General features: G+C 67.9%; 21 protein-coding genes. 15 read left to right on the forward strand and 6 right to left on the reverse strand.

The window, feature by feature from the left end:
• Positions 1 to 31: 31 nt before the first annotated feature.
• Both DAT37_RS18880 and DAT37_RS18885 read right to left on the reverse strand, forming a co-directional pair.
• Positions 32 to 601, reverse strand: a complete 570-nt coding sequence (locus tag DAT37_RS18880) for a hemerythrin domain-containing protein (protein ID WP_109526123.1) — start codon at positions 599 to 601, stop codon at positions 32 to 34.
• A gap of 155 nt (positions 602 to 756) precedes the next feature.
• Positions 757 to 1215, reverse strand: a complete 459-nt coding sequence (locus DAT37_RS18885; RefSeq protein WP_109526124.1) for a GNAT family N-acetyltransferase — start codon at positions 1213 to 1215, stop codon at positions 757 to 759.
• Between the two features lie 127 nt (positions 1216 to 1342).
• Here DAT37_RS18885 and ligA point away from each other — a divergent pair, with 127 nt between their 5' ends.
• Together ligA and DAT37_RS18895 are read left to right on the forward strand one after the other, a co-directional pair.
• Positions 1343 to 3331 carry an NAD-dependent DNA ligase LigA gene (gene ligA, locus DAT37_RS18890; RefSeq protein ID WP_109526125.1) on the forward strand — a complete coding sequence of 663 codons (1989 nt, stop codon included), beginning with the start codon at positions 1343 to 1345 and terminating at the stop codon, positions 3329 to 3331.
• A 176-nt stretch (positions 3332 to 3507) separates the two neighbouring features.
• Positions 3508 to 5337 carry a flavin-containing monooxygenase gene (locus tag DAT37_RS18895; protein WP_109526126.1) on the forward strand — a complete coding sequence of 610 codons (1830 nt, stop codon included), beginning with the start codon at positions 3508 to 3510 and terminating at the stop codon, positions 5335 to 5337.
• Positions 5338 to 5426: 89 nt separating this feature from the next.
• On the opposite strand, the gene DAT37_RS18900 is transcribed toward DAT37_RS18895, so the two are convergent.
• The 3 genes from DAT37_RS18900 to DAT37_RS18910 all read right to left on the reverse strand — a co-directional run bounded on the left by DAT37_RS18900 (position 5427) and on the right by DAT37_RS18910 (position 7150).
• Positions 5427 to 5741, reverse strand: coding sequence for a hypothetical protein (locus DAT37_RS18900; protein WP_109526127.1), 315 nt, complete (start codon positions 5739 to 5741; stop codon positions 5427 to 5429).
• Positions 5742 to 5870: 129 nt separating this feature from the next.
• On the reverse strand, positions 5871 to 6500 hold the full coding sequence (locus DAT37_RS18905; RefSeq protein WP_109526128.1) for a hypothetical protein: 630 nt from the start codon (positions 6498 to 6500) through the stop codon (positions 5871 to 5873).
• A 125-nt stretch (positions 6501 to 6625) separates the two neighbouring features.
• Complete coding sequence (locus tag DAT37_RS18910) at positions 6626 to 7150, reverse strand: GNAT family N-acetyltransferase (protein WP_109526129.1); 525 nt, start codon at positions 7148 to 7150, stop codon at positions 6626 to 6628.
• Positions 7151 to 7403: 253 nt separating this feature from the next.
• Between DAT37_RS18910 and DAT37_RS18915 the strand changes: the two genes are divergently transcribed.
• The 10 genes from DAT37_RS18915 (at position 7404) to DAT37_RS18965 (ending at position 17569) form a co-directional block, all read left to right on the forward strand.
• Complete coding sequence (locus tag DAT37_RS18915; protein WP_109526130.1) at positions 7404 to 9023, forward strand: nitrilase-related carbon-nitrogen hydrolase; 1620 nt, start codon at positions 7404 to 7406, stop codon at positions 9021 to 9023.
• Positions 9020 to 9829: an oxidoreductase gene (locus DAT37_RS18920; RefSeq protein WP_109526131.1), complete on the forward strand. Its 810-nt coding sequence runs from the start codon at positions 9020 to 9022 to the stop codon at positions 9827 to 9829. The genes DAT37_RS18915 and DAT37_RS18920 overlap by 4 nt, the downstream gene beginning before the upstream one ends.
• 40 nt (positions 9830 to 9869) lie before the next feature.
• The gene (locus DAT37_RS18925) at positions 9870 to 10850 is read left to right on the forward strand and encodes an alpha/beta hydrolase family protein (RefSeq protein WP_109526132.1); all 981 of its coding nucleotides are present in this window, start codon (positions 9870 to 9872) and stop codon (positions 10848 to 10850) included.
• Positions 10851 to 10862: 12 nt separating this feature from the next.
• Positions 10863 to 12005: an aromatic ring-hydroxylating dioxygenase subunit alpha gene (locus tag DAT37_RS18930; protein ID WP_109526133.1), complete on the forward strand. Its 1143-nt coding sequence runs from the start codon at positions 10863 to 10865 to the stop codon at positions 12003 to 12005.
• On the forward strand, positions 11980 to 12669 hold the full coding sequence (locus DAT37_RS18935) for a hypothetical protein (RefSeq protein ID WP_109526134.1): 690 nt from the start codon (positions 11980 to 11982) through the stop codon (positions 12667 to 12669). The genes DAT37_RS18930 and DAT37_RS18935 overlap by 26 nt, the downstream gene beginning before the upstream one ends.
• Positions 12666 to 13583, forward strand: coding sequence for a hypothetical protein (locus DAT37_RS18940; RefSeq protein WP_109526135.1), 918 nt, complete (start codon positions 12666 to 12668; stop codon positions 13581 to 13583). The genes DAT37_RS18935 and DAT37_RS18940 overlap by 4 nt, the downstream gene beginning before the upstream one ends.
• On the forward strand, positions 13580 to 14374 hold the full coding sequence (locus tag DAT37_RS18945) for an SDR family oxidoreductase (RefSeq protein ID WP_109526136.1): 795 nt from the start codon (positions 13580 to 13582) through the stop codon (positions 14372 to 14374). Before DAT37_RS18940 ends, DAT37_RS18945 begins: the two co-directional genes overlap by 4 nt.
• 28 nt (positions 14375 to 14402) lie before the next feature.
• A complete protein-coding gene (locus tag DAT37_RS18950) occupies positions 14403 to 15146 on the forward strand; it encodes a maleate cis-trans isomerase family protein (RefSeq protein WP_109526137.1) in 744 nt (247 codons plus the stop codon).
• 112 nt (positions 15147 to 15258) lie between these two features.
• Positions 15259 to 16326, forward strand: coding sequence for an NAD(P)H-dependent amine dehydrogenase family protein (locus DAT37_RS18955; RefSeq protein WP_232839851.1), 1068 nt, complete (start codon positions 15259 to 15261; stop codon positions 16324 to 16326).
• A gap of 277 nt (positions 16327 to 16603) precedes the next feature.
• Positions 16604 to 17569, forward strand: a complete 966-nt coding sequence (locus tag DAT37_RS18965) for an alpha/beta fold hydrolase (protein WP_157978546.1) — start codon at positions 16604 to 16606, stop codon at positions 17567 to 17569.
• A 40-nt stretch (positions 17570 to 17609) separates the two neighbouring features.
• Here DAT37_RS18965 and DAT37_RS18970 read toward each other — a convergent pair whose 3' ends face one another.
• On the reverse strand, positions 17610 to 18254 hold the full coding sequence (locus DAT37_RS18970; RefSeq protein WP_157978547.1) for a hypothetical protein: 645 nt from the start codon (positions 18252 to 18254) through the stop codon (positions 17610 to 17612).
• Positions 18255 to 18510: 256 nt separating this feature from the next.
• On the opposite strand from DAT37_RS18970, the gene DAT37_RS44160 reads away from it, so the two are divergent.
• The 3 genes from DAT37_RS44160 to DAT37_RS44165 are packed head-to-tail and all read left to right on the forward strand — an operon-like array spanning position 18511 to position 20800.
• Entirely contained in the window at positions 18511 to 19761 is a 1251-nt protein-coding gene (locus DAT37_RS44160) for a hypothetical protein (protein ID WP_157978548.1), read from the forward strand.
• Positions 19758 to 20384 (forward strand): neocarzinostatin apoprotein domain-containing protein, encoded by a 627-nt coding sequence (locus DAT37_RS18975; RefSeq protein ID WP_157978549.1) that lies wholly within the window; start codon positions 19758 to 19760, stop codon positions 20382 to 20384. The genes DAT37_RS44160 and DAT37_RS18975 overlap by 4 nt, the downstream gene beginning before the upstream one ends.
• Positions 20381 to 20800 (forward strand): neocarzinostatin apoprotein domain-containing protein, encoded by a 420-nt coding sequence (locus DAT37_RS44165; protein ID WP_157978550.1) that lies wholly within the window; start codon positions 20381 to 20383, stop codon positions 20798 to 20800. Before DAT37_RS18975 ends, DAT37_RS44165 begins: the two co-directional genes overlap by 4 nt.
• Positions 20801 to 20802 lie beyond the last annotated feature (2 nt).

The following is a 20802-nucleotide window of genomic DNA, read 5'->3' on the forward strand; positions in this document are numbered from 1 at the left end:
AGGGCACCGGACGGAACGCGGATCCGCCGGATCAGTTCCGCTTCATGGTGCCCACACTCAGCGATCCGCCGGTGTCGGTGCGTACCTTCTTCTCCACCTCGCGGACATAGCCGACGGGATCCTTGTCGACGGGCTGGACGCCCGCGTAATTGCGCGCCTCGTAGGCGGCGAAGGTGACGGCCAGCCGGTGGCGACGGTCCAGACTCGCGAAGCGTCGGAAGTCGGTGAGGCCCTCGCGCTCTTCCTCGGCCATGTGGTCACTGTTGGCCGAATTCGCCGCTGCCACAGCCTTATACCAGTCATCGGTGCCCGTCCGATGACGCGCCACTTCGGCGATCGCGTCCCTGATGTCGTTGTGGTCGCCGATAGCGTCGAGCGTCTCGTCCTCCACCCCGGTCTTGCGCCGGGCGGCGATACCCACCTGAAGCAGCGCCGGGTAGAAGATCTCCTCCTCGGCCAGCGCGTGCAGTTCGAGGAAGGCCGCCAGCCTGTCCCAGATGACGGAGAGCACGCCGACCTCGGAGCGATCGATCTGCTCCAGGATCGCGAACTGCCGCCGTTGCTCGCGGTGATCGTCGAGAATGAGTTCGGTGATGTCCACAATTCCTCCCTGATAACGCATTTCAGGTGAGCGATGAACCTCGGTGACCTACCTACCCGGCATCCCCTTCGGGGGGCGACGATAACGCATCGCCGCGTAGAAGCACGGCTGCCGCACCGCCGCAGCACGCGCATCGACGAAAGCGCGGTGTCGCCTCAGAGAGGGCGGCTGATGAGGCTGCGTCCTTCGTCTCGGAAGCCGCGGGCGAGGTAGAAGTCGAACAGGTGCCCGACCTCGCCGCCGTTGGGCGCGATGACCAATTCGAGGCGTCCGCAGCCTCGCTCGCGCGCCCACCCGGCACTGTCCTCGATGAGTCGTCCCGCCACGCCGTGCCGCCGCGCGGCGGGGACCACGAAGAGGTCTTCCAGTTCGGCGATCGGACCGTTTTCCAGGCCGAAGCCGGTGGCGGTGACGGCGAAGCCCACCGGCCGATCGGCCGAGTACGCCAGCGCGACCCGCGCAGCGGGCGAGGCGAGCAGCGTCGCGAGATTGCGCCGCAGGGCCCGCTCGCCGGTGGCGAAACCGTCCTCCGCGTAGAACGCCACGGCCAGCGGCAACACGGCGGGCAGATCGACGTCACCGGCGGCGCGCACGGTGACAGATGTGATCGTCATGGTGTCAGTACACCCGGCCGATCCCGATCCGAGAACCGGTTTTCGCGGCGCCCGCCGCGTGGACGCGGCCATCGGTCGTGTCCACGGTGCACGGTGGTGTCGGTGGGTTTCTGTAGCGTCATGGTCTGTGGAAACTGGGGAACACATCCGAGAGCTCGCTGACCGCATCGTGGCGCTGCGCGAGGCCTACTACCAGGGCTCGCCGCTGGTCGCGGACGCCGAGTACGACACGGTCGAGGACGAGCTGCGCGGCCTGATCGCGGCGAATCCCGAGCTCGCGCCGGACCCGAATCCGCTCGAGCAGGTCGGCGCGCCCGCGGTGCTGCACGCCCCGATCCGGCATTCGCGGCCGATGCTGTCGCTGGAGAAGTCGACAACGCCCGAACAGGTCGCGGCGTTCTTCGACCGTTTCCCCGGCCAGCCGGTGGTGGTGATGCCCAAGCTCGACGGCCTGTCGCTGGCGTTGGTCTTCGAGGACGGGACACTGGCGCGCGCGATCACCAGGGGTGACGGCACCACCGGTGACGACGTGACGATGCTGGTCCGGGCGTTGGTCGACGGCGTTCCCGAGCGGATCGAATCCAGGGCGCGGGTGGAGGTGCGCGGCGAGGCGGTGATGCTGCGCTCGACCTTCCTCGCCTACAACACCGCCCACCCGGACAAACCACTGATCAATCCCCGCAACGCCGCCGCGGGCACGCTCCGCGCGAAGGACCCGGCCACGGTCGCCGAGCGCCGCCTGCAATTCTTCGGCTTCGACCTCGACACCGACGACGACACGGCGGTCGATCTCGGTGAGGGGTTGCGGGCACTGGGGGTCGCGGGGGCACAGATGCGGTTGTGCGCCGACGCCGAACAGGCCCAGGCGGCGATCACCGCGATCGAGCGGGATCGCAACGAACTGGACTACGACCTCGACGGCGCGGTGCTGCGACTGGCCGACCGTGACGCCTACGCGGCGGCCGGTACCCGGTCGAACTCCCCGCGTGGCGCGCTGGCGTTCAAATTCGCCGCCGAGGAGAAGACCACGCTGCTGCGCGAGGTGATCTGGGATGTCGGCAAGACCGGCAAGATCGTTCCGGTGGCGTGGCTCGAGCCGGTGTTCGTCGGCGGCACGACCGTCACCAAGGCGACGCTGGCCAACCAGGAGGTCATCCGCGCCCGCGACATCAAGGTCGGCGACACCGTCCTGGTGCGCCGCGCGGGTGATGTGATCCCGTTCGTGGCGGGCGTACTCGACGCCTCCCAACGCACCGGCGAGGAAATCGAGATCGTGCCGCCCACCGCCTGCCCCTCGTGCGCGCAGCCGGTGACCGAACAGGGCAACAGCCGAGAACTGTTCTGCACCAACGTCTCCTGCCCCGCGCAGACGGTCCGCAGACTCATCCACTGGGCCTCACGCGCCGCGGCCGATATCGACGCCATCGGCGGAGTGTGGATCGAACGACTCGCCGAGGCGGGCATCCTGGAACACCCGTCGGACTTCTACACCCTCACCAAGGAGCGCCTGCTCGAATTCGACCGCGTCGGCGAGGTCTCGGCCGCGCGGATGATCGACTCGATCGACGCCAGCCGCCGGGTCGGACTGCGCCGAGCGCTGATCGGGCTGGCGATCCCCATGGCCTCCGACGGCACCGCCGCCCGGCTCGCCCGCGCGGGATTCGGCTCACTCGAGGAGGTCGCCGACGCGGGCGAGGAACGGCTCGTCGCGGTGGAGGACATCGGACCGAAGGTCGCGGCCTCCCTGGTCACGCACCTCACGCGCCTGCGCCCGGAACTGGAACGGCTGCGCGAGCGGGGCGTCAGTCTCGACGTCCGCGACGAGGACCTGCCGCCCGTCGTCGCGGCAGGTGCGCCCCTGGCGGGCAAGACGGTGGTGATCACCGGCGCGCTCAGTGACCCGCGCTCCGGGGAGAAGGTCGCTCGCCCGACGTTCCAGCGTCTGTGCGAGAAGGCGGGCGCGACGGCGGCGTCGTCGGTATCGGCCAATACCGACATGCTCATCACCGGCGCCGGGGTCGGCGAGAGCAAACTGACCAAGGCCGAGAAACTCGGCGTCGAGGTCGTCGACCAGGGTGAGATCTGGAACCTGCTGATCGCCGCCAAGGTCGTGTAGCTCCCCGTCGGAGGTGAGGCGGTAATCCCTGCCCACAGAGCTTTCCGGCCCCACTCGGCGTCCACCTCCCGAGGTGGACGCCGGGAGGTCGATTGACGGCACACCGAGGGCTTGTTAGCTTGCTAACACGGCACCAGTAGGTGTCATTAGTTATGCGCGTAAGCTAGGGGCACTACATGACCAGCACTCTCGATGCCACGACTGATTCGGCGCTCGACGGAGCTCAGCGATGGCTGGGCGCTCTCGATGAGGCGTTCGCTTCACGCGACCGCAGCCGATTCGAGGCGTTGTTCCTCGAGGACAGCTTCTATCGAGATCTGGGAGCGCTCACATGGAACTTTCGTCAGGCGGCGGGCCGCGATGCCGTGATCGATCTGATCCTCGGATGCATCACGGGCACTTACGCGCGTAACTTTCACGTCGACGACAGCAAGCCCAGTGCGCCGGTCATCTCTCAGGAAGAGGGCGGACCTCGGGTAATCGAGGTGTTCCTCGCGTTCGAGGTCGAGGCCGGAACGGCTGACGGCCTCGCTTACCTGGTCGAGGACACCACCGCACCCAGCGGCTGGCGCGCGGTCAACCTGCTCACCCGCATCGACGGCTTCCGCGATCACGCACCGCAATGGCCACGCCGCGACCGCTTCGACGACACCCATCCCGATATCCGTTGGTCCGAATACCGCGCACAGGAAGCGAGTTTCGTCGATTCCGACCCGGACGTGCTCCTGGTCGGCGGCGGCCAGTTCGGCGTGATGATGGCAGCGCACCTGAACCGGCTCGGTGTGCCGAACGTGGTGATCGACAAACACGAGCGAATCGGCGATACATGGCGCAAGCGCTACGAGTCCCTGCTGCTGCACCAGCCCCACGGAATGCTCTTCTTCCCCTTCATGAAGTTCCCGGAGAGCTACCCCGAGTACATTCCGAAGGACAAGTTCGCCAACTGGTTCGAGGCCTACGTCGAGGCACTCGACATCAACTTCTGGACGTCCTCGGAGTTCCAGGGCGGCACCTACGACGAGGCGTCGGGTCGCTGGACCGTCCGGATCCAGCAGTCGGACGGCTCGGTGCGGGAACTGCGACCCAAGCACGTCGTGCTGACGACCGGCGGTAGCCAGAAACCGCGCATCCCGGATATCGACGGCCTGAAGGACTTCGAGGGCGAGGTCGTCCATTCGAGCAAGTTCGTCGACGGCAAGGACTACGCGGGGAAGAACGTCCTCGTCGTCGGCACCGGAACGAGCGGGCACGACATCGCACTCGATATCCACAAGCAGGGCGGCACCTCGAAGATCCTGCAACGTTCGCCCGCGATCGTGCTGGATATCGAAACCGCGAATTTGTCGTACGCACCATACAACCCTCGTGATATCCCGGCCGAACTGATCGACATCCGGTTCATGTCGGGCATGGTGTATCCGCAGCTGAAGCAGAACTTCATCGCGCAGACCAAAATCGGTGACGAGATCGACAAGGAACTGCACGACAAGCTGCGGGCCGCGGGTATGAAAATCGGATCGGGCCCCGAGGACACCGGATTCTTCTACAGCTACTTCCTCACCGGTGGCGGCTACTACCTGGACGTCGGCGCGTCGCAACGGATCATCGACGGAGATATCGGGGTCGTTCAGACCGATGACGTCGACACGTTCACCGCGACCGGCGTCACCTTGAAGAACGGCGACGAGATCCCGTTGGACGCCGTGGTTCTCGCGACCGGCTACGAATCCATCGAGAACGCGATCGAGGAATGGTTCGGCGCCGAGGTACGCGACAAGGTCGGCAAGGTATGGGGCTTCGGCACCGACGGCGAGATCAACAACGTCTGGAAGCCGACGCCGCAGGACGGCCTGTGGATCATGCTCGGAGCCGTCGCGCAGGCACGTTGGTACACCCCGACCACCTCCTTGCTGATCAAGGCCTACATCGAGAACCTCGTGCCCCAGGAGTTCCTGGAAGACGGCCACCCGGCGCGAACACCGAAGGAGCAGATCGTCGAGCTCTGAGCTCCCCGAGATGATTCGAGGTCCCCGCACACCGTCGGGGCCTCGAACATCGTGGCCTTACCGCCGCACGGAACCGTGATTCGACCGGCTCATCCAGCTCTCCCGGTGGCCCCGTTACCTTCACGCCGCCGCGCCCTGTCGGGGTCGATTCGGAGCCGAACACCCCTGTACACCACCGTGTTCGGCGCATCATCGTCGCCCGGATCGCCCGAGTCGGACGGATCCGGCAGTTCCGCGATCTCCTCCATGACGATCTGCGCTCGCGCGGCGCCGGGATCGAACATCTCTTGGAACGGCCCGACGAACGCGCCTCCGAGGCCGTGGTGTTTCGCCCGCAGAGCCGCCCACCCGAACAGCGCCAACGGGCCGATGGTGACGATCGCCGGTAACAAGTCCCCGCCCATGCCACGAGCGTACCGACGAGATCCCTGAGAGATGGGCCGAGAGGCGGGCATTCATCGACGGTGATCGGTGTCGTGTTCGGGCCACGTGAGGTCGTTCGACCGCAGGCGGATTCGGTGCTGACGCGACTCTCACGCCGTCGCGCGCAGGCCGGGTTCGTCGAGGGCCTCGAGCAACTCGTCGATGGCGGTGCGTATGTGCGACGTGAGGGCGCGGTCCCCGGTCGATGTCTCGTCGGTGGCCCAGGCCCTTTCGACCGCGATACTCGGGCGAATATCGATGTGTCGCCGCGAGTGCCGGGCTAGCCAGTCGCGCAGGCCGGGCAGTTCGCCGTCGGTGAGGTAGCCGCGGTCGACGAGCCATCGGCCGAATCGGGGATCGGCGATCTCCTCTCGCGGGCGACGTCCCGCGTGCGGGAGATCCCGCGTCCATCGGCCGATGTAGTCGCGGCCGGTCAGGGCCATCGCGGGATACCATCGCTGCTCGGGTCGCGAAGTATGGTACGCCAGATGCAGATTCGCCCTGATCGACCAGCCACTGTTCTCCAGGGCGAGTAGTCCGTCGACCACGGTCGGATTCGAATAGAAGGCGGTGTACTGCGGTTTCAATTCGCCGACCCACGCACCGAGTCGCACGGTGTCTGCCGCCCACCACAGGCTCACCCGCTGCGTCGTCGTGACGCCATGAACGAACTTCACGGTGGCGTACACGTCGTGTTCGGTGGCCGATACCCCGGTGGCCCGCTCGAGGATCGCGCGCAACCTGCTCCGTTGGTGCTGGACCTCGGCGATGGACCTCGGCGATGGACCATGTCATGGGAGCAGGGTACTGCGCGGGTGAACCCCGGGACCGAACACAACGCGCAATCCTTTGTACCGCAACGAGGTCACCGCGAGAGTGCCGACGCCACGCTGATCCAGTAGCGCCGTGCGGGTCCGAGCCGGGTTTCCCGGATGCCTTCGAGGACGCCGCCGCGCCGCTCGATGGTCTTGGCCGAGGCGATGTTGTCGACGGCGCAGACGATCAGCACCCGATCCATGCCGAGTTCCGCGGCCTCGCCGAGCATCCGGCCCAGCGCCCAGCCCGCGTACCCGTGACCGCGCGCGGACGGTCGGATGCCGAAGCCGATATGGCCTGCCCATCGCACATGGTCGTCGAACCCGTGTCTCAGCGCTATTCCGCCGAGCACGCCGTCACCCTCGACGATCCATCGGTAGGTGCAGCGCGCACCGCTTGCCTCGTCCGATTCGGCGGTCAACCGTGCCACCCAGTCCGCGAAACCGGCGGGCGAATCGACCTCGTCGGACGGTCGCAGCCCGAAGCCGTCTTCGTGCGGGCCGGGTCCCCATTCGTCGTGCGCCCGCAGCCACGCGGTGTGCAGACGCGCGGTCGGTGCGATCAGGTCGGGCATATCGCGACGGTACTGCGGTCCCGCCGGGCGTCGAAACGGTTTCGACAGCGCGCCGAACGGTCGGGCCGGAGCCCAGTGGCGTTTCTCCGCACGAGCCGAATTCCCCTCGGGCGTCGCTCATCGCATGTTACGTCCAGATGAATTGCCTGTTGCCTGCCTGGACACGCGATCGGCAGCGGGACAGAATTCGAGTCGATTGGAAACGCTGTTTCGATCTACGGAACACCATCCGCTGCGGAAAGAGGACGATGCCATGAGTCGAGTCGCGGCCGCGCAATTCGCCGCGGGCACGGAGGTGACCGTCAATCTGGCCGCGTGCCTGCGCGCCATCGATGCCGCCGCCGAGGCGGACGCCGAGCTCGTCGTGCTGCCGGAGTTCTGTCACCACCTATCCTGGTACGCCGATCGGGCACACGCACGGCGCGCAGCCTGCCGGATCGGTGACGAGTTCCTCACCGCGGTCGCCGAACGTGCGGCACGGCACAGCCTCTACGTCAAGATCGGCGTCGGCCTCGCCCGTGACGACGGCCGCACGACGGCGACGAGCCTGCTCTACGGACCGGACGGCACGCTGCTCGGCGAGTCCGACAAGCAGGTCCTGATGGGCGCGGAGAACGACTACTTCGATCCGGGCGAGACCGATTCGCCCGTCATCGACACCCCGATCGGGCGGCTGGGGATGTACGCGTGCATGGAAGGCGTCATCAACGAGGTCACCCGCTCACTGGCGGTGCGTGGCGCGCAGATCCTGTTGAACAGTCTCAACTCCTTCGCCGTCGACGAGGCGAGTCTGCACGTGCCGGTGCGGGCGGCGGAGAACAAGGTGTGGGTGGTCGCCTCGAACAAGGTCGGGCCGCTGCTGCCGGAGGAGCTCGTGCCGGAGATCGCCGCGCGCCTGGGTGTTCCGCCGGACCGGCTGCACGGTGCCGGGGAAAGCCAGATCGTCGCGCCGGACGGCACGGTGGTCGCGATCGCACCGCCGACCGGGGAGGCGATCGTCGTCGCCGATATCGATGTCGCGCGCGCCGATGACAAGATCCGGCCCGACGGCACGGATCTACTGGCCGCGCGACGTCCCGAGATCTATCACCGGCTCACCGAGCCGTCCGCCAGGACGGCGCCGCCCGGCGCTGCTTCCGTCACGGCCGCGGTGGTGGCCGCCGACGTCGCGCTGGTCCGCGCCGCCGCCCGTGCCGGGGCCGCGCTGATCGTGCTGCCCGAACTGGCCGATATCCCACTGGGCGATCTGGTCGACGCGCTCGCCGATTCGACCGCGCACGCGGTGGTGTCGGTGCGCGACGGCGCGGCCAACCACGGCCTGCTGGTGCACGCGGGGGGCGTGGTGGGTCGTCAGCCGCAACTACATGCGACGCGTCGGCACCCGTGGCTGACCGAACTCGGCGACGACCTGCTCGTCTTCGAATTGCCCTGGGGCCGTGTGGCGATCGTGGTCGGCGACGACGCGATCTTCCCCGAGACGTTCCGGCTGGCCGCGGTCGCCGACGCCGATGTCGTCGCGGTCACCCACACACCGTCCGAGCCGTGGGAGTTGCGGCTCGGCCTGGCCGAACGGTCGGCGGAGAATCGGCTCAATATCGTCGCCGCCGGGTACGACGCCGACGGTGAGTTCCGTGGCGCGTGCTACGCGCTGAGCCCGGATTTCACGCTGTGGACCGCGTGGCGCGGTCCGTTCACCGGGGTCATCAGCCATCCGGTCGTGAGCGCGACGGTCGCCGGGTCGGTCGGTCTCAGCGCCGCCGTCCGGCCCGCCCAAGCGGTGAACCGCAATGTCTCCAAGGGCACGAATCTCGTGGACGGGCGTCCGCTGCGGCCGCTCGCCATCGCATCGTCAGGAACGGAAGTGATCAGGTGAGCGAAACGCTGCAACACGTCGAGCAGATGGTCGACGAGAATCCGCGTACCGACGTGAGCGAGACCTTCACCGAATGGCGGGCTCTGCTCACCGAGTTGAAGGATCGGCTCGCGGCGCGGTTCGAATTGACGCGCGACCCGTCCACCGTCGATCTGGAGCACTACGGCGACCCGGAAACCGGTCCTGCCGGAAGTCTGGCCGCCTACACCGGGCCCGAGGTCGACTGGCTGGTGCACTCGTGGATCGGCGACCCGGGCACCGGATTCGTGAATCTGCACCTGACGCTGTGGCTCGGCCCCCAGGCCCGGGTCCCGCATCTGGCGATCGCGTTGCTGCTGTGGCCGGAGGGCTGGTTCTACGTCGACGCCGTACCCCGGGGCGATATGGTCGGCGACGGCGACTACTTCGACAGCTACTACGCCGAGAACGACGCCCCCTGGCTGGAATTCAAGGCAGAGCATCCCGATTTCGCGTGGTTCACCAGCCGCACCGGATTCATCAGGGCGAGCTTGTCCCCCACCGCCTACTGCTATTCGTTCCCGTCGACCAGACCCAACCTGGACACCGTCGCCGTTCTGCTGCGCGGTCGCGTCGACCAGTGGCTGGGCTGGGTGGACGCGGCCGAGCCGGTGCCCGCCGAACAGCGCGCCGAACTGGCCGGGCGCGATCTGGCGATCCGGCGCAATATCGCCGAACGCGATCCCGCGAATGTCATGGGCGAGCGCATGTTCGGCGCCGAATTGACCGAACGCCTGGTCCGCGCGCTGTGGGGCGGCGACCGCGTCCTACCACGGCCGGTCGCGTGAGCACGAGACGCCGACCACCCCGAATCGCCGGAGGACATCCATGAGCATCATCCGTTCCCTGTGGTGGTCGGTCCGCACCGACGGGACCGCCCCCTTCGATACCGCGCACTTGAAGATCTACTACCCGGCGGAGGTCCGCGGTGACGACGCCGAACGTCTCACCGGCGTCTTCTGGGCCGATCCGGCGAACGCGCCGTATCCGGTGGTCCTGTTCCTGTCCGGGGTGAACGTCGGCCAGGACGCCTACCGGCGCTTCGCCACCGCCATCGCCGAAAACGGCTTCGTCGTCGCCACATTCGACAGGGTCGCCGAATTGTTCGGCGGACAGTTCGGGCTCACGCCCGGCGTCGACCTCGCCGCGGCGCGGCCCGACACCTACGGCACCGCGCCCACCTGTCCGACGATCGGCGCGATTCTCTCCTCGCTGACCGAACTGAACACCTCGGGCCCGTTGGCGGGGGCATTGGATCTGGAGCGGGTCGCGCTCGGCGGGCATTCGGCGGGCGGCACGGTCGCCTTGCAGTCGGCGCGATACTTCCCCGAGATCGCGGCCGTATTCGCATGGGGCGCGCACAACATGGTGGCGACGATGCTCGGCTGGGCGCCGGGCACGGTGCTGCCCGCACAGGTCACCTGCCCGGTCCTGCTCGGTGTCGGAACCAACGACGGTGTCATCATGGGCAGTGCCGACCGCTACGGCGAAGACGGGCTGGAACGGCCCGATCCGGTCGCTCGCACCTTCGAGGAAGCACTGCCCGACGGTGCGAATCTACTGGCGATCATCAAGGGCGCCAACCACTTCGCCATCGCCGATGCCGATCCGACCGCCGCGCGGGCATTCCTGGACGGGCCCGCCGACACCGACGCGATGCCTGCGTTCTCGCGGCTGACCGCGCTGTTCCTGCACACCCACGTGTCGGGTTCGGCGCGCGCGCGAGCCGAACTGTCCGCATTCGGCGACGTCTCCGTTTCCGACGACGGCTCCGTTTCCGACGACGGTGTCGTCCTGCACCGCCGATAGGAGCGAGCGCACATGCTGAAGAACTTCTGGTACGCACTGGAATTCGCGGAGAAGGTCACCCGGAAACCGATCAGGGTGACCTGTCTCGGCCAGGATTTCGTCCTCTACCGGGGCGAATCCGGCGCACCGGTCTGTCTGTCGGATCTGTGCGTGCATCGCGGCGGATCCCTGGCGATGGGCAGCCTCGTCGGCGACCGCATCGCGTGTCCCTATCACGGCTGGCAGTACAACCCGGACGGGGCGTGCGTGAAGATCCCGGCCAATGCCGAGGAGCGCGGTATTCCGCGCAAGGCGCGGGTGGATTCCTATCCGGCCGTCGAACGGTACGGCATGGTGTGGGCCTTTCTCGGTGATCTGCCCGAAGACGAGCGCCCGCCGATTCCGGTCATCCCCGAACACGACGACCCGACTTTCCGGGCCGTGCATTTCGAGATGGAGCTGAACGCCAACTACGAGCGGACCTTCGAGAACGTCGTCGACGCCTCGCACACCCCGTTCGTGCACGGCACCTCCTTCGGCAACCCGGACAAACCCGAGATTCCCGCTTTCGAGATCCGTTCCGACGACTGGTCGGCCGAAGCCGACATCTTCCTGAGCCCGCCGCCGCCCAAGGGACTCTGGGGCCTGCTGGCCAAACGCAAACCGCGTCCGGAATACGTGACCGTCACCAACGGCTGGTACCTGCCCAATGTGGTGAAACTGCATGTGCGCCTGCCGATCGGCGACATGCTGCTCTACGACTTCAACATCCCGATCACCCAGGACCGGACCATGGTGAAGATCATCGGCTACCGCAATTTCTTCACCGGCGGCTGGGCCGACGAGAACGCCCGCAAACGTATCGAGAAGATCCTGGTCCAGGATCGGCCGGTGGTCGAGGCCCAACGCCCGGAGCTGCTGCCCTTCGATCTCGCCGACGAACTGCATGTCCGCAGCGACGCGCTCCAGGTGGCCTACCGCCGTCGCCGCGCCCAGCTGATCGCGCAGGGCTGGTGGGTCGGCGGCGACGACATCATCACCACCGAGGGGCCGCGGCGCAACGCGACCGTCATCGCCTCACCCACTCGCCGCGACCACCCCGAATTGGCCAGTGCGTGGGTGCACAAGGCCCGCAATGGAGGTAAACCCGATGAGTCTGCCCGCCGCGCTCAGTGACCGCACGCTGGCGACACTGTCCGACGCCCTCGATCTGGCGGTGACCCAGGACATCGCCCTGACCAGTCCGATGTCGCCCGAACCGGTCGGCAGGCTGCGCGTGCTGCGCGGCGGGCCGATCGACAAGGCGGTGACGGTCTCTCTCGTGGTGCCGCAGATCGGCCTGGACAGCCACATGATCTTCGCGTTCACTGGAAGCGATTCGGCGATACCGCATTTCACCCTGGATTCGGTCGCGTCGGCCGAGTATCACGCGATGCATCTGGATCTGGTCCCCCGGGCCGATCTGGCGGTGAATCTGGACTACCTGGACGAGGTGTTCGCACCCCTCACACCGTTACTCGAAACGGCATGGTCGACCGAAGGCATTTCACCAGCCGCAATCGGCCCACGTCAGCGGGCCATGATGTCGCCCTGGATGCTGGTGTGCCGGGTCACACCCGAGGCTTTCGTCGCACTCGACGGCACCGTCGACAGCTATCTCGAACACTGGCTGACACTGGTGGACAAGGGCATCGGCGAGGTCGACGCGGACCTGGCGGGCCGTGATCGCGCCAACCGCGCGAATCTCTTCGATCCCCGGGTGGATCCGGTGTGGGATCGGGTCACCCGGCTGATCGGTCCCGAGCAGTGCGATCTGGTGCGTGGGGAGTTGCTCGCATGAGCACCGCGGTCGAACCGAGTCGCTGGCAGCAGCGCATCACCGGCGAATGGGTCGGCAGGCCGTCGCTGTTCGACGCGCAGGGCACCTGGTGCGGATTCGAGAACATCCGCCGCTCCTCGGTGTTCCGCGACGGTGTCACCACTTACTACATGGACGGCGGCATCGAGGGCGGTGGCGCGCTGGCAGGACGTTTCGCGCTGGCCGCGCCGTTCGCGTTCGGCGTCACCGATTCCGACGCCGATCGGCTCTACACCGGTCCCGATTTCTTCGGCGCGGGCCAGCCCTACGGCAGTTTCGTCGACGCCCACTACTACGGGCCGGGGTGGCAGGTCAGCCTGAACACCTGGAACCAGACCATCGAGGACACCCAGGTGTATTCCTCGGTGCTGCGGCAGGGACCGGCGATGGTCGGGGTTTTCAACGGCCTCTACACGCGAGTCCCGGATCTGGTGCAGGACCATCTCGCGCACGAGACACGCTGCGGTGCGGTGCCTTTCATTCTGCCGTCCAAGGAGGTCAGCCGATACGCCGGCGCATGCGAGCTGTGGGGCGCGGACCAGCGACCGATCGGGCCGGTACGGATGGAACTGACGATCGACCCGCTGAATCTGCTCACCGCGCGGCACGAGATCACCTGGTCGGGCGCGATCGATTACGACTACCGCACACTGGCGCGCCGCGACGGGGCCCGGTTGTTCTACGAAGGCCCCGACGGCTGGGGCAACGCGACCGCCTACGGGCGCGCCAACTATCCGCTGGTGCATTTCGCCGATGGAAAGCGGTTACAGGGAAGGGAATTCGTCATGGACGCCGAACCGGGCATGGGTGCGGGCACCCGGATCGCCGTGGTCTACGAGATCTTCGAGCACAACCGCCTCGACGCGGTACTGCACGGCATTCTGGAGCGGTCGTGAACGCCGTCAAGACCGTCGCGGTGACCGGGGGCACGCGCGGTATCGGACTCGGCATCGCGCGCGCCTTGCTCGCGGCGGGTCATCGGGTCGCGGTCTGCGGCACCGATCCCGAGCGGATCGAGCGCGTGCGCGCCGAACTGCCCGACGAGGCGCTGGTGATGGCCGCCGACGTCACCGATCGCGACCAGGTCCAGCGATTCTGGGACGCGGGGTGCGAACTGCTCGGCCCCATCGACATCTGGATCAACAACGCCGGGATCTCGCACGACCGGGAGCGGGCGTGGGCGCTGAGCGCCGCCACCTCGCAGGCGGTGGTGGAGACCAACCTGCTGGGCGCGATCCACGGCTGCGCGGTCGCGATCGCCGGGATGGCAGCGGGCGGCGGCGGACACGTCTGGAATATGGAAGGACTCGGCAGCGACGGACGGATGGTCGCGGGCCTCGGCGTGTACGGGGCGACCAAACGCGCCGTCACCTATCTGTCGGAGGCGCTCGCGCGGGAGGTGCCCGACGGGGTCTCGGTGGGGCGGCTCAGTCCGGGCATGGTCGTCACCGACCTGCTCACCCACGGCTACACCGAGGACGAATTGGTCAAGGTGCGCAAGGTGATGAACATCCTGGCCGACCACGTCGACACCGTCGCGCCGTGGCTGGCCGAGCGCGCGGTCTCGCAGGCGCGCAACGGCGCTCACGTCCGCTGGCTCACCACCCCGAAGATCGCCGCGCGGTTCGCGCTGGCCCCGGTCCGCCGACGCGATCTGTTCGCGGCGGACACCCCGGTCGGCGCGTGAATTCGCGCACTGAACAGAGGAGACAACCATGCCCGACGTGCTGGGCTGGCGCCGCAAGTTCGGCGTACTCGCCCCGTCGACCAATACCGTGGTCGAACCGGATTTCGCCCGGATGGGCGTGCCGGGAGTCACCGCCCATTTCGGGCGCATCCACATCCGCGACCAGAATATGGACGACGACGAGGGCATGGGCCGCCTGCTCGACCAGATCCGCGCCGAGATGGAGGCGACCTGCGAGCGGGTGCTGACCTGCGAGCCCGATTACATGGTGATGGGCATGTCCGCGGAGACCTTCTGGGAGGGGGTGGAGGGCAACAAGCGGTTCGTCGAACAGATCGGGGGCCTGACCGGGCTCGAGGTCGCCACCGGCGCGGAGGCGTGCCGTCGCGCGCTCGAACTGTTCGGCGCGCGCCGGATCGGGGTGGTGACGCCCTATCAGCCCGTCGGCGACGCCAATGTGGTGCGGTTCTTCGGCGAACTCGGCTTCGAGGTGGCCGCCATCGAGGGGTTGCGGTGTCCGACCGCGGTATCGATCGCCCATGTCACCGAGGACGTGTTGCGCTCGGCGATACTCCGGGTCGACGGCGAGAACATCGACGCGATCGTGCAGTGCGGCACCAATCTGTCGATGGTCGGCTTGGCCGACGAAGCCGAACGTTGGCTGGGCAAACCGGTGATCGCCATCAATGCCGCGACCTGGTGGATGGCATTACGCGACAACGGAATCCTGGACCGGGTCGAGGGCGCGGGAACACTGTTGCGGGACTACTGAGAACGAGACGAAAAGCACCGGATATCGCGTTTCGCTGATCGCCGCACATACTGTTTCAAATACAGTATGGTCGACAGCGAAATACCTCGGGCGCGATGTGAGGAGCGATGCGGTGCTGCGAACGATTCAATGGGCGACGGGGTCGGTCGGACGGCACGCGGTCGCCGCCGTCCACGATCTGCCGGACCTCGAACTTGTCGGCGCGTACGCCTACAGCGAGGCGAAAGCGGGCCGCGACGTCGGGGAGATCGCCGGAATCGGCCCCGTCGGCGTCGTCGCGACCCACGATATCGAGGAAATCCTCGCGCTGGACGCCGACTGCGTCCTGTACATGCCGCAGGGCGAGATGAATCCGATGGGCGCCGTCGAGGACATCTGCCGACTGCTCGCCTCCGGGAAGAACGTGGTGTCCACCGCGGTGACCGGGCTGATCTACCCCCTCAGTCTCGGGCAGGAGGTCGTCGACCGACTCGAACGCGCGTGTGCCGAGGGCGCGTCGTCGTTCCACGGCACCGGTATCGAGCCGGGATGGGCGGCCGAGGTACTGCCACTGACCCTGTCCCCGCTGCTGTACCGCACGGATTCCATTCTGGTACAGGAACTTCTGGACTACTCGACCTACGACAGCACCGATATGGTCGTCGGCATCATGGGTTTCGGGAAGCATCCGGACGAACCGGTGCTGATGGCCGATCCGATCGTCGCGGGCACCGCGTTCCGCGCGCCGCTGATGTTGCTCGCCGAGGGCCTCGGCGCGACCATCGACGATTTCGTCTTCGACCGCCGCGTCGCGGTGGCGGACGAACCGTTCGAGACCAAGGCCGGACCGATCGAGGCGGGAACGGTGTCGGCGCAACGGTTCTCCTACACCGCGATCATCGACGGCAGGCCGATGCTGACCGTCGAGCACATCACCAGGATGCGGCCCGACCAGGCGCCGGACTGGCCGACCGGGCGCGGCTGGAAGGTGACCGTCGAAGGGGTGCCGTCCATGGTGCTCGAAGCCGAGATCGCCACCCACGGCGAGGACGAGGTCGATCAGGGCTGCCTCGGCACCGCCATGCACGCGGTGCACGCGATCGCTCCGGTGTGCGCGGCGGCTCCGGGAATCCGGACATTCCTCGATCTTCCGATCATCGCGGGCCGCGATATTCTGCGACGACAGGCGAATCGGCGCTGAGACGGCAGATCATCACCGGGTAACGGGCCCGGGTCGCGGCGCGCGCGCCGACCCGGACCGCCTCGCACGGACGCCGGAAAGCGCCACCGCTTCCGGCGAATGTGCCGACACGGTTTCCGCGACGCAAACTCTGCCCGGAATCGGCCATATCACGGCAGGTCGGAGGCGATGTCGATCACTTTTCCCGCCATTGACACGGGGCCGGTCGTGACCGCTAATTGGTCGAGAAACGCCATTTCGCTCGAGGAAACATACCGGTCATCGCAGGAGCGCCAGAATGAGTTTTCGACTACCCACCGTGATCACCGCGACCGCGGTCGCCGGAGCGGCCTTCTTCGCTCCGGCGCTCGCGCACGCCGAGTCCGTCACCCACACCGCCCAATCGGTCGACATCCCGTGCGGGTCGGCGGTCCTGCACCAGTCGTCGGACTGGTATTTCCCGTCCGGTCAGCCCCGCGGCCTCGTGTGGCTGCAACACGGCTTCGCCCGCAGCAACGCCAATGTCGCGGATCTGGCGACGCGTTTCGCCGAGGCCGGCTACCTGGTCTTCACCCCGGCGCTGCCCTTCATGGATCTCAACGGCTGCACTTTGCAGAACCTGACCGGCAATCGAGGTTTTCTCGACAATGTCGCCGGACTGTTCGGCACCTCCGGTGATCCGGCGAGCACACTCGGCGCGAGTCTGACCGAGGCCGCCGCGCGCATCGGGCGCGCACCTGTCGCGATGCCACGGCAGATGGTCTTCGTGGGTCATTCGGCGGGCGCGGAGGCGGTCACCTATGTCGCCGACCGCCTGCGCACCACCTACCCCGAGGCCTGGTCGGGTCTGCGCGGCCTGATCCTGCTCGACCCGGTGAAATCGTTCATCGACAACAACACCGATCCGTCGTTGATCAATCTCGATACCACCTCGCTGCCCATCCAGGCGATCTCCGCGGCGCCGTCGGCGTGCAACAACCTCGGGACGGGAACGATGTCGATGCAGCAGTATCTGCACCGCCCGTTCCTCGGCGTCCGCCTGACCGGCGGCGTGCACACCGACGCCGAGGGCAGCAGCTCGGACCTGCTCGGCACGCTGCTGTGCGGCGAGCCCCAGACCTCCAACGTGGCCGAACTGGACGCACTCGCCATCGGCTGGGCCGACGACTACCTGTCGGGCACCCCCACCTCGGAGTTCTACCCGGACGAGAGTTTCCGCCGGGTGGCCGCGGCGCCGGGCGCGCAGATCCTGCGCCCGTACTGATCGAACGGTTCCGCCGCGAACCGGTCGGCGTGGCTCGGTGTCACACCTCGCGCCGACCGGCCGAATCAGCGGTGCGGCGCAGGGAATCGCCGCGTTCGGCCACCACGATCGCGCCGAGCAGCACGGCCTCCCCCAGATTGCCCAGCGGTGGCGCGGCGGCCCCGGCACCGGCCGCCACGAACATCACCAGCGCGCCGATCAGCAACGCGGTATCGCCGTCACGTCGCCATCCGATCACCCCCGCCGCGATCAGAACGACCACGACGATCAGGGCGGGAAGCGGGACGGCGGCCTCCTCTGGGGCGTAACGCAGCGTGTCCGCCCAGGTACGCACCGTCAGCCGCAGACCCCACACGTCGACGGCGAGGCCCCAGGCGATCAGCGACGCGGTCACCGCCACCGCGCCGCGGCGAATCCCCGGTCGGTCCGCGTATTTCCACGCGGCCCAGACGACGAGCAACGGGGTCAGCACCGCGTGACCGAGGAACCGGAACCAACTCGCCGTCTCGAGCGCCTGCCCGGCTCCCACCACGGACCCGAGCCCGAATATCGCCGAATCGTAGGCACATCCGAGGCCGACCGCCCAGATCAACAGGCGGCGGCGCACACCCGCGCCCGGTCGTCCGAGCGCGACCAGTGTCGCGACTTCGACGAGGGACAGCACAACCAGTGCGACGGAGAACATCGCGACTCCTTCCACAGCGCCGGACGCGGCGGCCCGGCATCGAAGCAACGCGATCGAACGCCACGCTACAAGGGAAACGGCCGTTTCTCCAGACGGACCGATCGATGCCTGTCGGCTGCGTCACGCCGGTCCCGAAATCCGATGAAACGTTCGTGTTTCGGGACGTTTCGCACCTTGACACTCTCGCTCCGCCACCGATTCAATTGAGCCCATTCCGAAACTGCGTTTCTCATAGCGGAACATGTCAGGAGGCAAGGTGACCGACCACAGCATTGTCCGGCCGTCGATCGACTCGACCGCGCGCGCCTCGGCGTCGGCCACCGATCCCGCGGCCCCCCGAGGCGACACGCTGCTCGCGTGGGCACTCGCCGCGGGGGCGGCCGTCACGGGACCGGTGGGCGGCGGGCAGTTGATCCTGATGTCCAAACCGATCGGCGGCGTCCTCGATATCCCGGGCGCGGTTGTCGGATATGTCGTGGTGACGGCGGCGCTGCTCGGATGTCTCACCGCCCTCGCCGTACCGAGACTGGTTCGCCACACCGCCGCCCGCGCGGGCGCGTGGTCGGGTATCGGCGCGGGGGCGGCGCTGATCCTGGTCGCGGTCGCCTCCGAACCGATCCTCTTCACCGCGGCGACGCTGGCCGCGGGCGCGCTCACCGGTATCGCCTACACCACCGGCCGAACGGCCTTCGGCGCGCTCGGCGCGAATGCGCGCACCACCAGGCACGCGCTGACCTGGCTCGGCCTGCTCGCCGCTGCCACGCTGGCGCGACTGTCCTACGACGACCCGATGTCGGGGCTGATGGTGGCCGGGGTCGTGGCCGCCGGACTCGGCGTGCTCGCGATTCCGCTGGCCATGACCCCCGCGACGGCCACGCCCGGCACCGGCGGCACGACGGCGGGTCCGGTCCTGCTCGGCTACGCCGCCGCCGGTCTGGCTCTCGGCGTGAGTTTCACTCCCGCACTGCATCTCTTGCTGTTCCGCTGGGAAGTCGTCGGGGTGGATCAGATGCCCGTCGTGGGCGCGGCGGCGGTCGCGGCCCTGGTGGCCGTCCTCCTGCCGCTGCGACAGGTCTCGGTGGCGCTGATCCTGGTCGTCGCGGCCGGAGGGCCGTTGCTGGTCGCCCTCGCCCCCGGACCGTCGACCCTCGCGATCGGACTCGCGGTCACCGTGGCGGCCGCCGCGCGCGCGGCACTCGAACTGGACCGGTCCACCGATCCCCGCGCCGTCCGGCCGACCGCCCTCGCCGTGTGCGCGGGCGGGCTCGGCGCTGTCGCCGGGCTCGCGGTCGCCGAGGCACTGGGCGCGATAGTCGGCGCGGGGACGGCGCTCACGCTGACCGTCGTTCCCGTCCTGGCGATCGTCGCCGCATCGATCGTCGCTACATCAGTCGCCGCCGCATCGGTCGCCGCCGGGTCGGTCACCCCCGCATCGGTCACCGCCGGGTCGGTCGTGACGTCGAAACCTCGCACGCAGTCCGCCGTTCCGGAAGGAGACCACCCGTGACCACCTCCACGCGCACCGCGCTGCGCCGCGCCGTGTTCGCGCCTCTGCTCGCAGCGGGCCTCGTCGCCGCGCCCGCGGTCGGCCACGCCGCGCCCTCCGACACCGCGACCCTGCACGTCGGGACCGAGGACGGTGTGACCGAAGGTCAGCGGATCACCGTCCGAGGCAGCGGCTTCCGGCCCGGACTCGCCGCCGTCGCGGTCGGGCTCTGCAAGCAGGGCTACACCAACGGGCTCACCGATTGCGATCTGGAGGGCGGCGCGACCTTCGTCAATATCGCCGCCGACGGAACGTTTCCGGAACTGACGCTCACCGCACGATCCAAATTCCGCGATATCGACTGCGCCCAGCGGCAATGCGTCATCGCGGCCGCGCCACTGCCGGGCAGCGAGCCGGAATCCATTCTCGCCGCCAACTCCGCTGTCGTACTCATCGGATTCGCCGGAACGCGATTCCACGGCGGCACCGTGCAGACGCCGGTAGCCGCGAGCACGGCCGCCGTCGAAGACTTGTCCGGCCCGTCGACACCACTGTGGTTCGCCACCGCGGCACTGCTGGTGATCATCACGGGCCTGGCGCTGACCATTCCCGCGAATCAGAGAATAATCCAGGAGGAGAAATGACATTCACGCGAATCCGGTTCGGCGCCATCGCGGCGCTCACCTGCGCCGCGGCATTCGGCGCGACGGGTGTCGCCACGGCGAGCCCGTATCTGTCGGTCAGTCAGACCGCCGGGGTCTCGCCGGGGCAGGCGGTGTATGTGTCGCTGAGCGGAATCGAGGGGATCCAGGGTTCGGTGGCGATCGGCCAGTGCAAGGCGCAGGTCTCGGGACCGGCCGATTGCAATCTGCCGGGCACCCTGCTCGGTAAAGCCGACGACGCGGGCAACTGGACCTCCAATTCCGGGACCGCCATCACTCTCGCGGCCAGTATCGGCGGCGTGGACTGCACCGCGTTCGAGGGCGCCTGCATCGTCGCCGTCACCGCGCTCAACAATCCGTCCGCCATGATGGCGACCGTTCCGTTGAGTTTCGGATAGGC

The organism is Nocardia aurea (assembly GCF_003123685.1).
In the GTDB taxonomy this organism is placed as follows: Bacteria; Actinomycetota; Actinomycetes; order Mycobacteriales; family Mycobacteriaceae; genus Nocardia; species Nocardia aurea.

Bases quoted from the DNA above. Each gene is read 5' to 3' on its own strand.
- DAT37_RS18885 (WP_109526124.1), bottom strand. From the start codon at position 1,215: ATGACGATCACATCTGTCACCGTGCGCGCCGCCGGTGACGTCGATCTG.
- DAT37_RS18895 (WP_109526126.1), top strand. From the start codon at position 3,508: ATGACCAGCACTCTCGATGCCACGACTGATTCGGCGCTCGACGGAGCT.
- DAT37_RS18900 (WP_109526127.1), bottom strand. From the start codon at position 5,741: ATGGGCGGGGACTTGTTACCGGCGATCGTCACCATCGGCCCGTTGGCG.
- DAT37_RS18910 (WP_109526129.1), bottom strand. From the start codon at position 7,150: ATGCCCGACCTGATCGCACCGACCGCGCGTCTGCACACCGCGTGGCTG.
- DAT37_RS18915 (WP_109526130.1), top strand. From the start codon at position 7,404: ATGAGTCGAGTCGCGGCCGCGCAATTCGCCGCGGGCACGGAGGTGACC.
- DAT37_RS18925 (WP_109526132.1), top strand. From the start codon at position 9,870: ATGAGCATCATCCGTTCCCTGTGGTGGTCGGTCCGCACCGACGGGACC.
- DAT37_RS18930 (WP_109526133.1), top strand. From the start codon at position 10,863: ATGCTGAAGAACTTCTGGTACGCACTGGAATTCGCGGAGAAGGTCACC.
- DAT37_RS18935 (WP_109526134.1), top strand. From the start codon at position 11,980: ATGAGTCTGCCCGCCGCGCTCAGTGACCGCACGCTGGCGACACTGTCC.
- DAT37_RS18940 (WP_109526135.1), top strand. From the start codon at position 12,666: ATGAGCACCGCGGTCGAACCGAGTCGCTGGCAGCAGCGCATCACCGGC.
- DAT37_RS18950 (WP_109526137.1), top strand. From the start codon at position 14,403: ATGCCCGACGTGCTGGGCTGGCGCCGCAAGTTCGGCGTACTCGCCCCG.
- DAT37_RS18965 (WP_157978546.1), top strand. From the start codon at position 16,604: ATGAGTTTTCGACTACCCACCGTGATCACCGCGACCGCGGTCGCCGGA.
- DAT37_RS18970 (WP_157978547.1), bottom strand. From the start codon at position 18,254: ATGTTCTCCGTCGCACTGGTTGTGCTGTCCCTCGTCGAAGTCGCGACA.
- DAT37_RS44165 (WP_157978550.1), top strand. From the start codon at position 20,381: ATGACATTCACGCGAATCCGGTTCGGCGCCATCGCGGCGCTCACCTGC.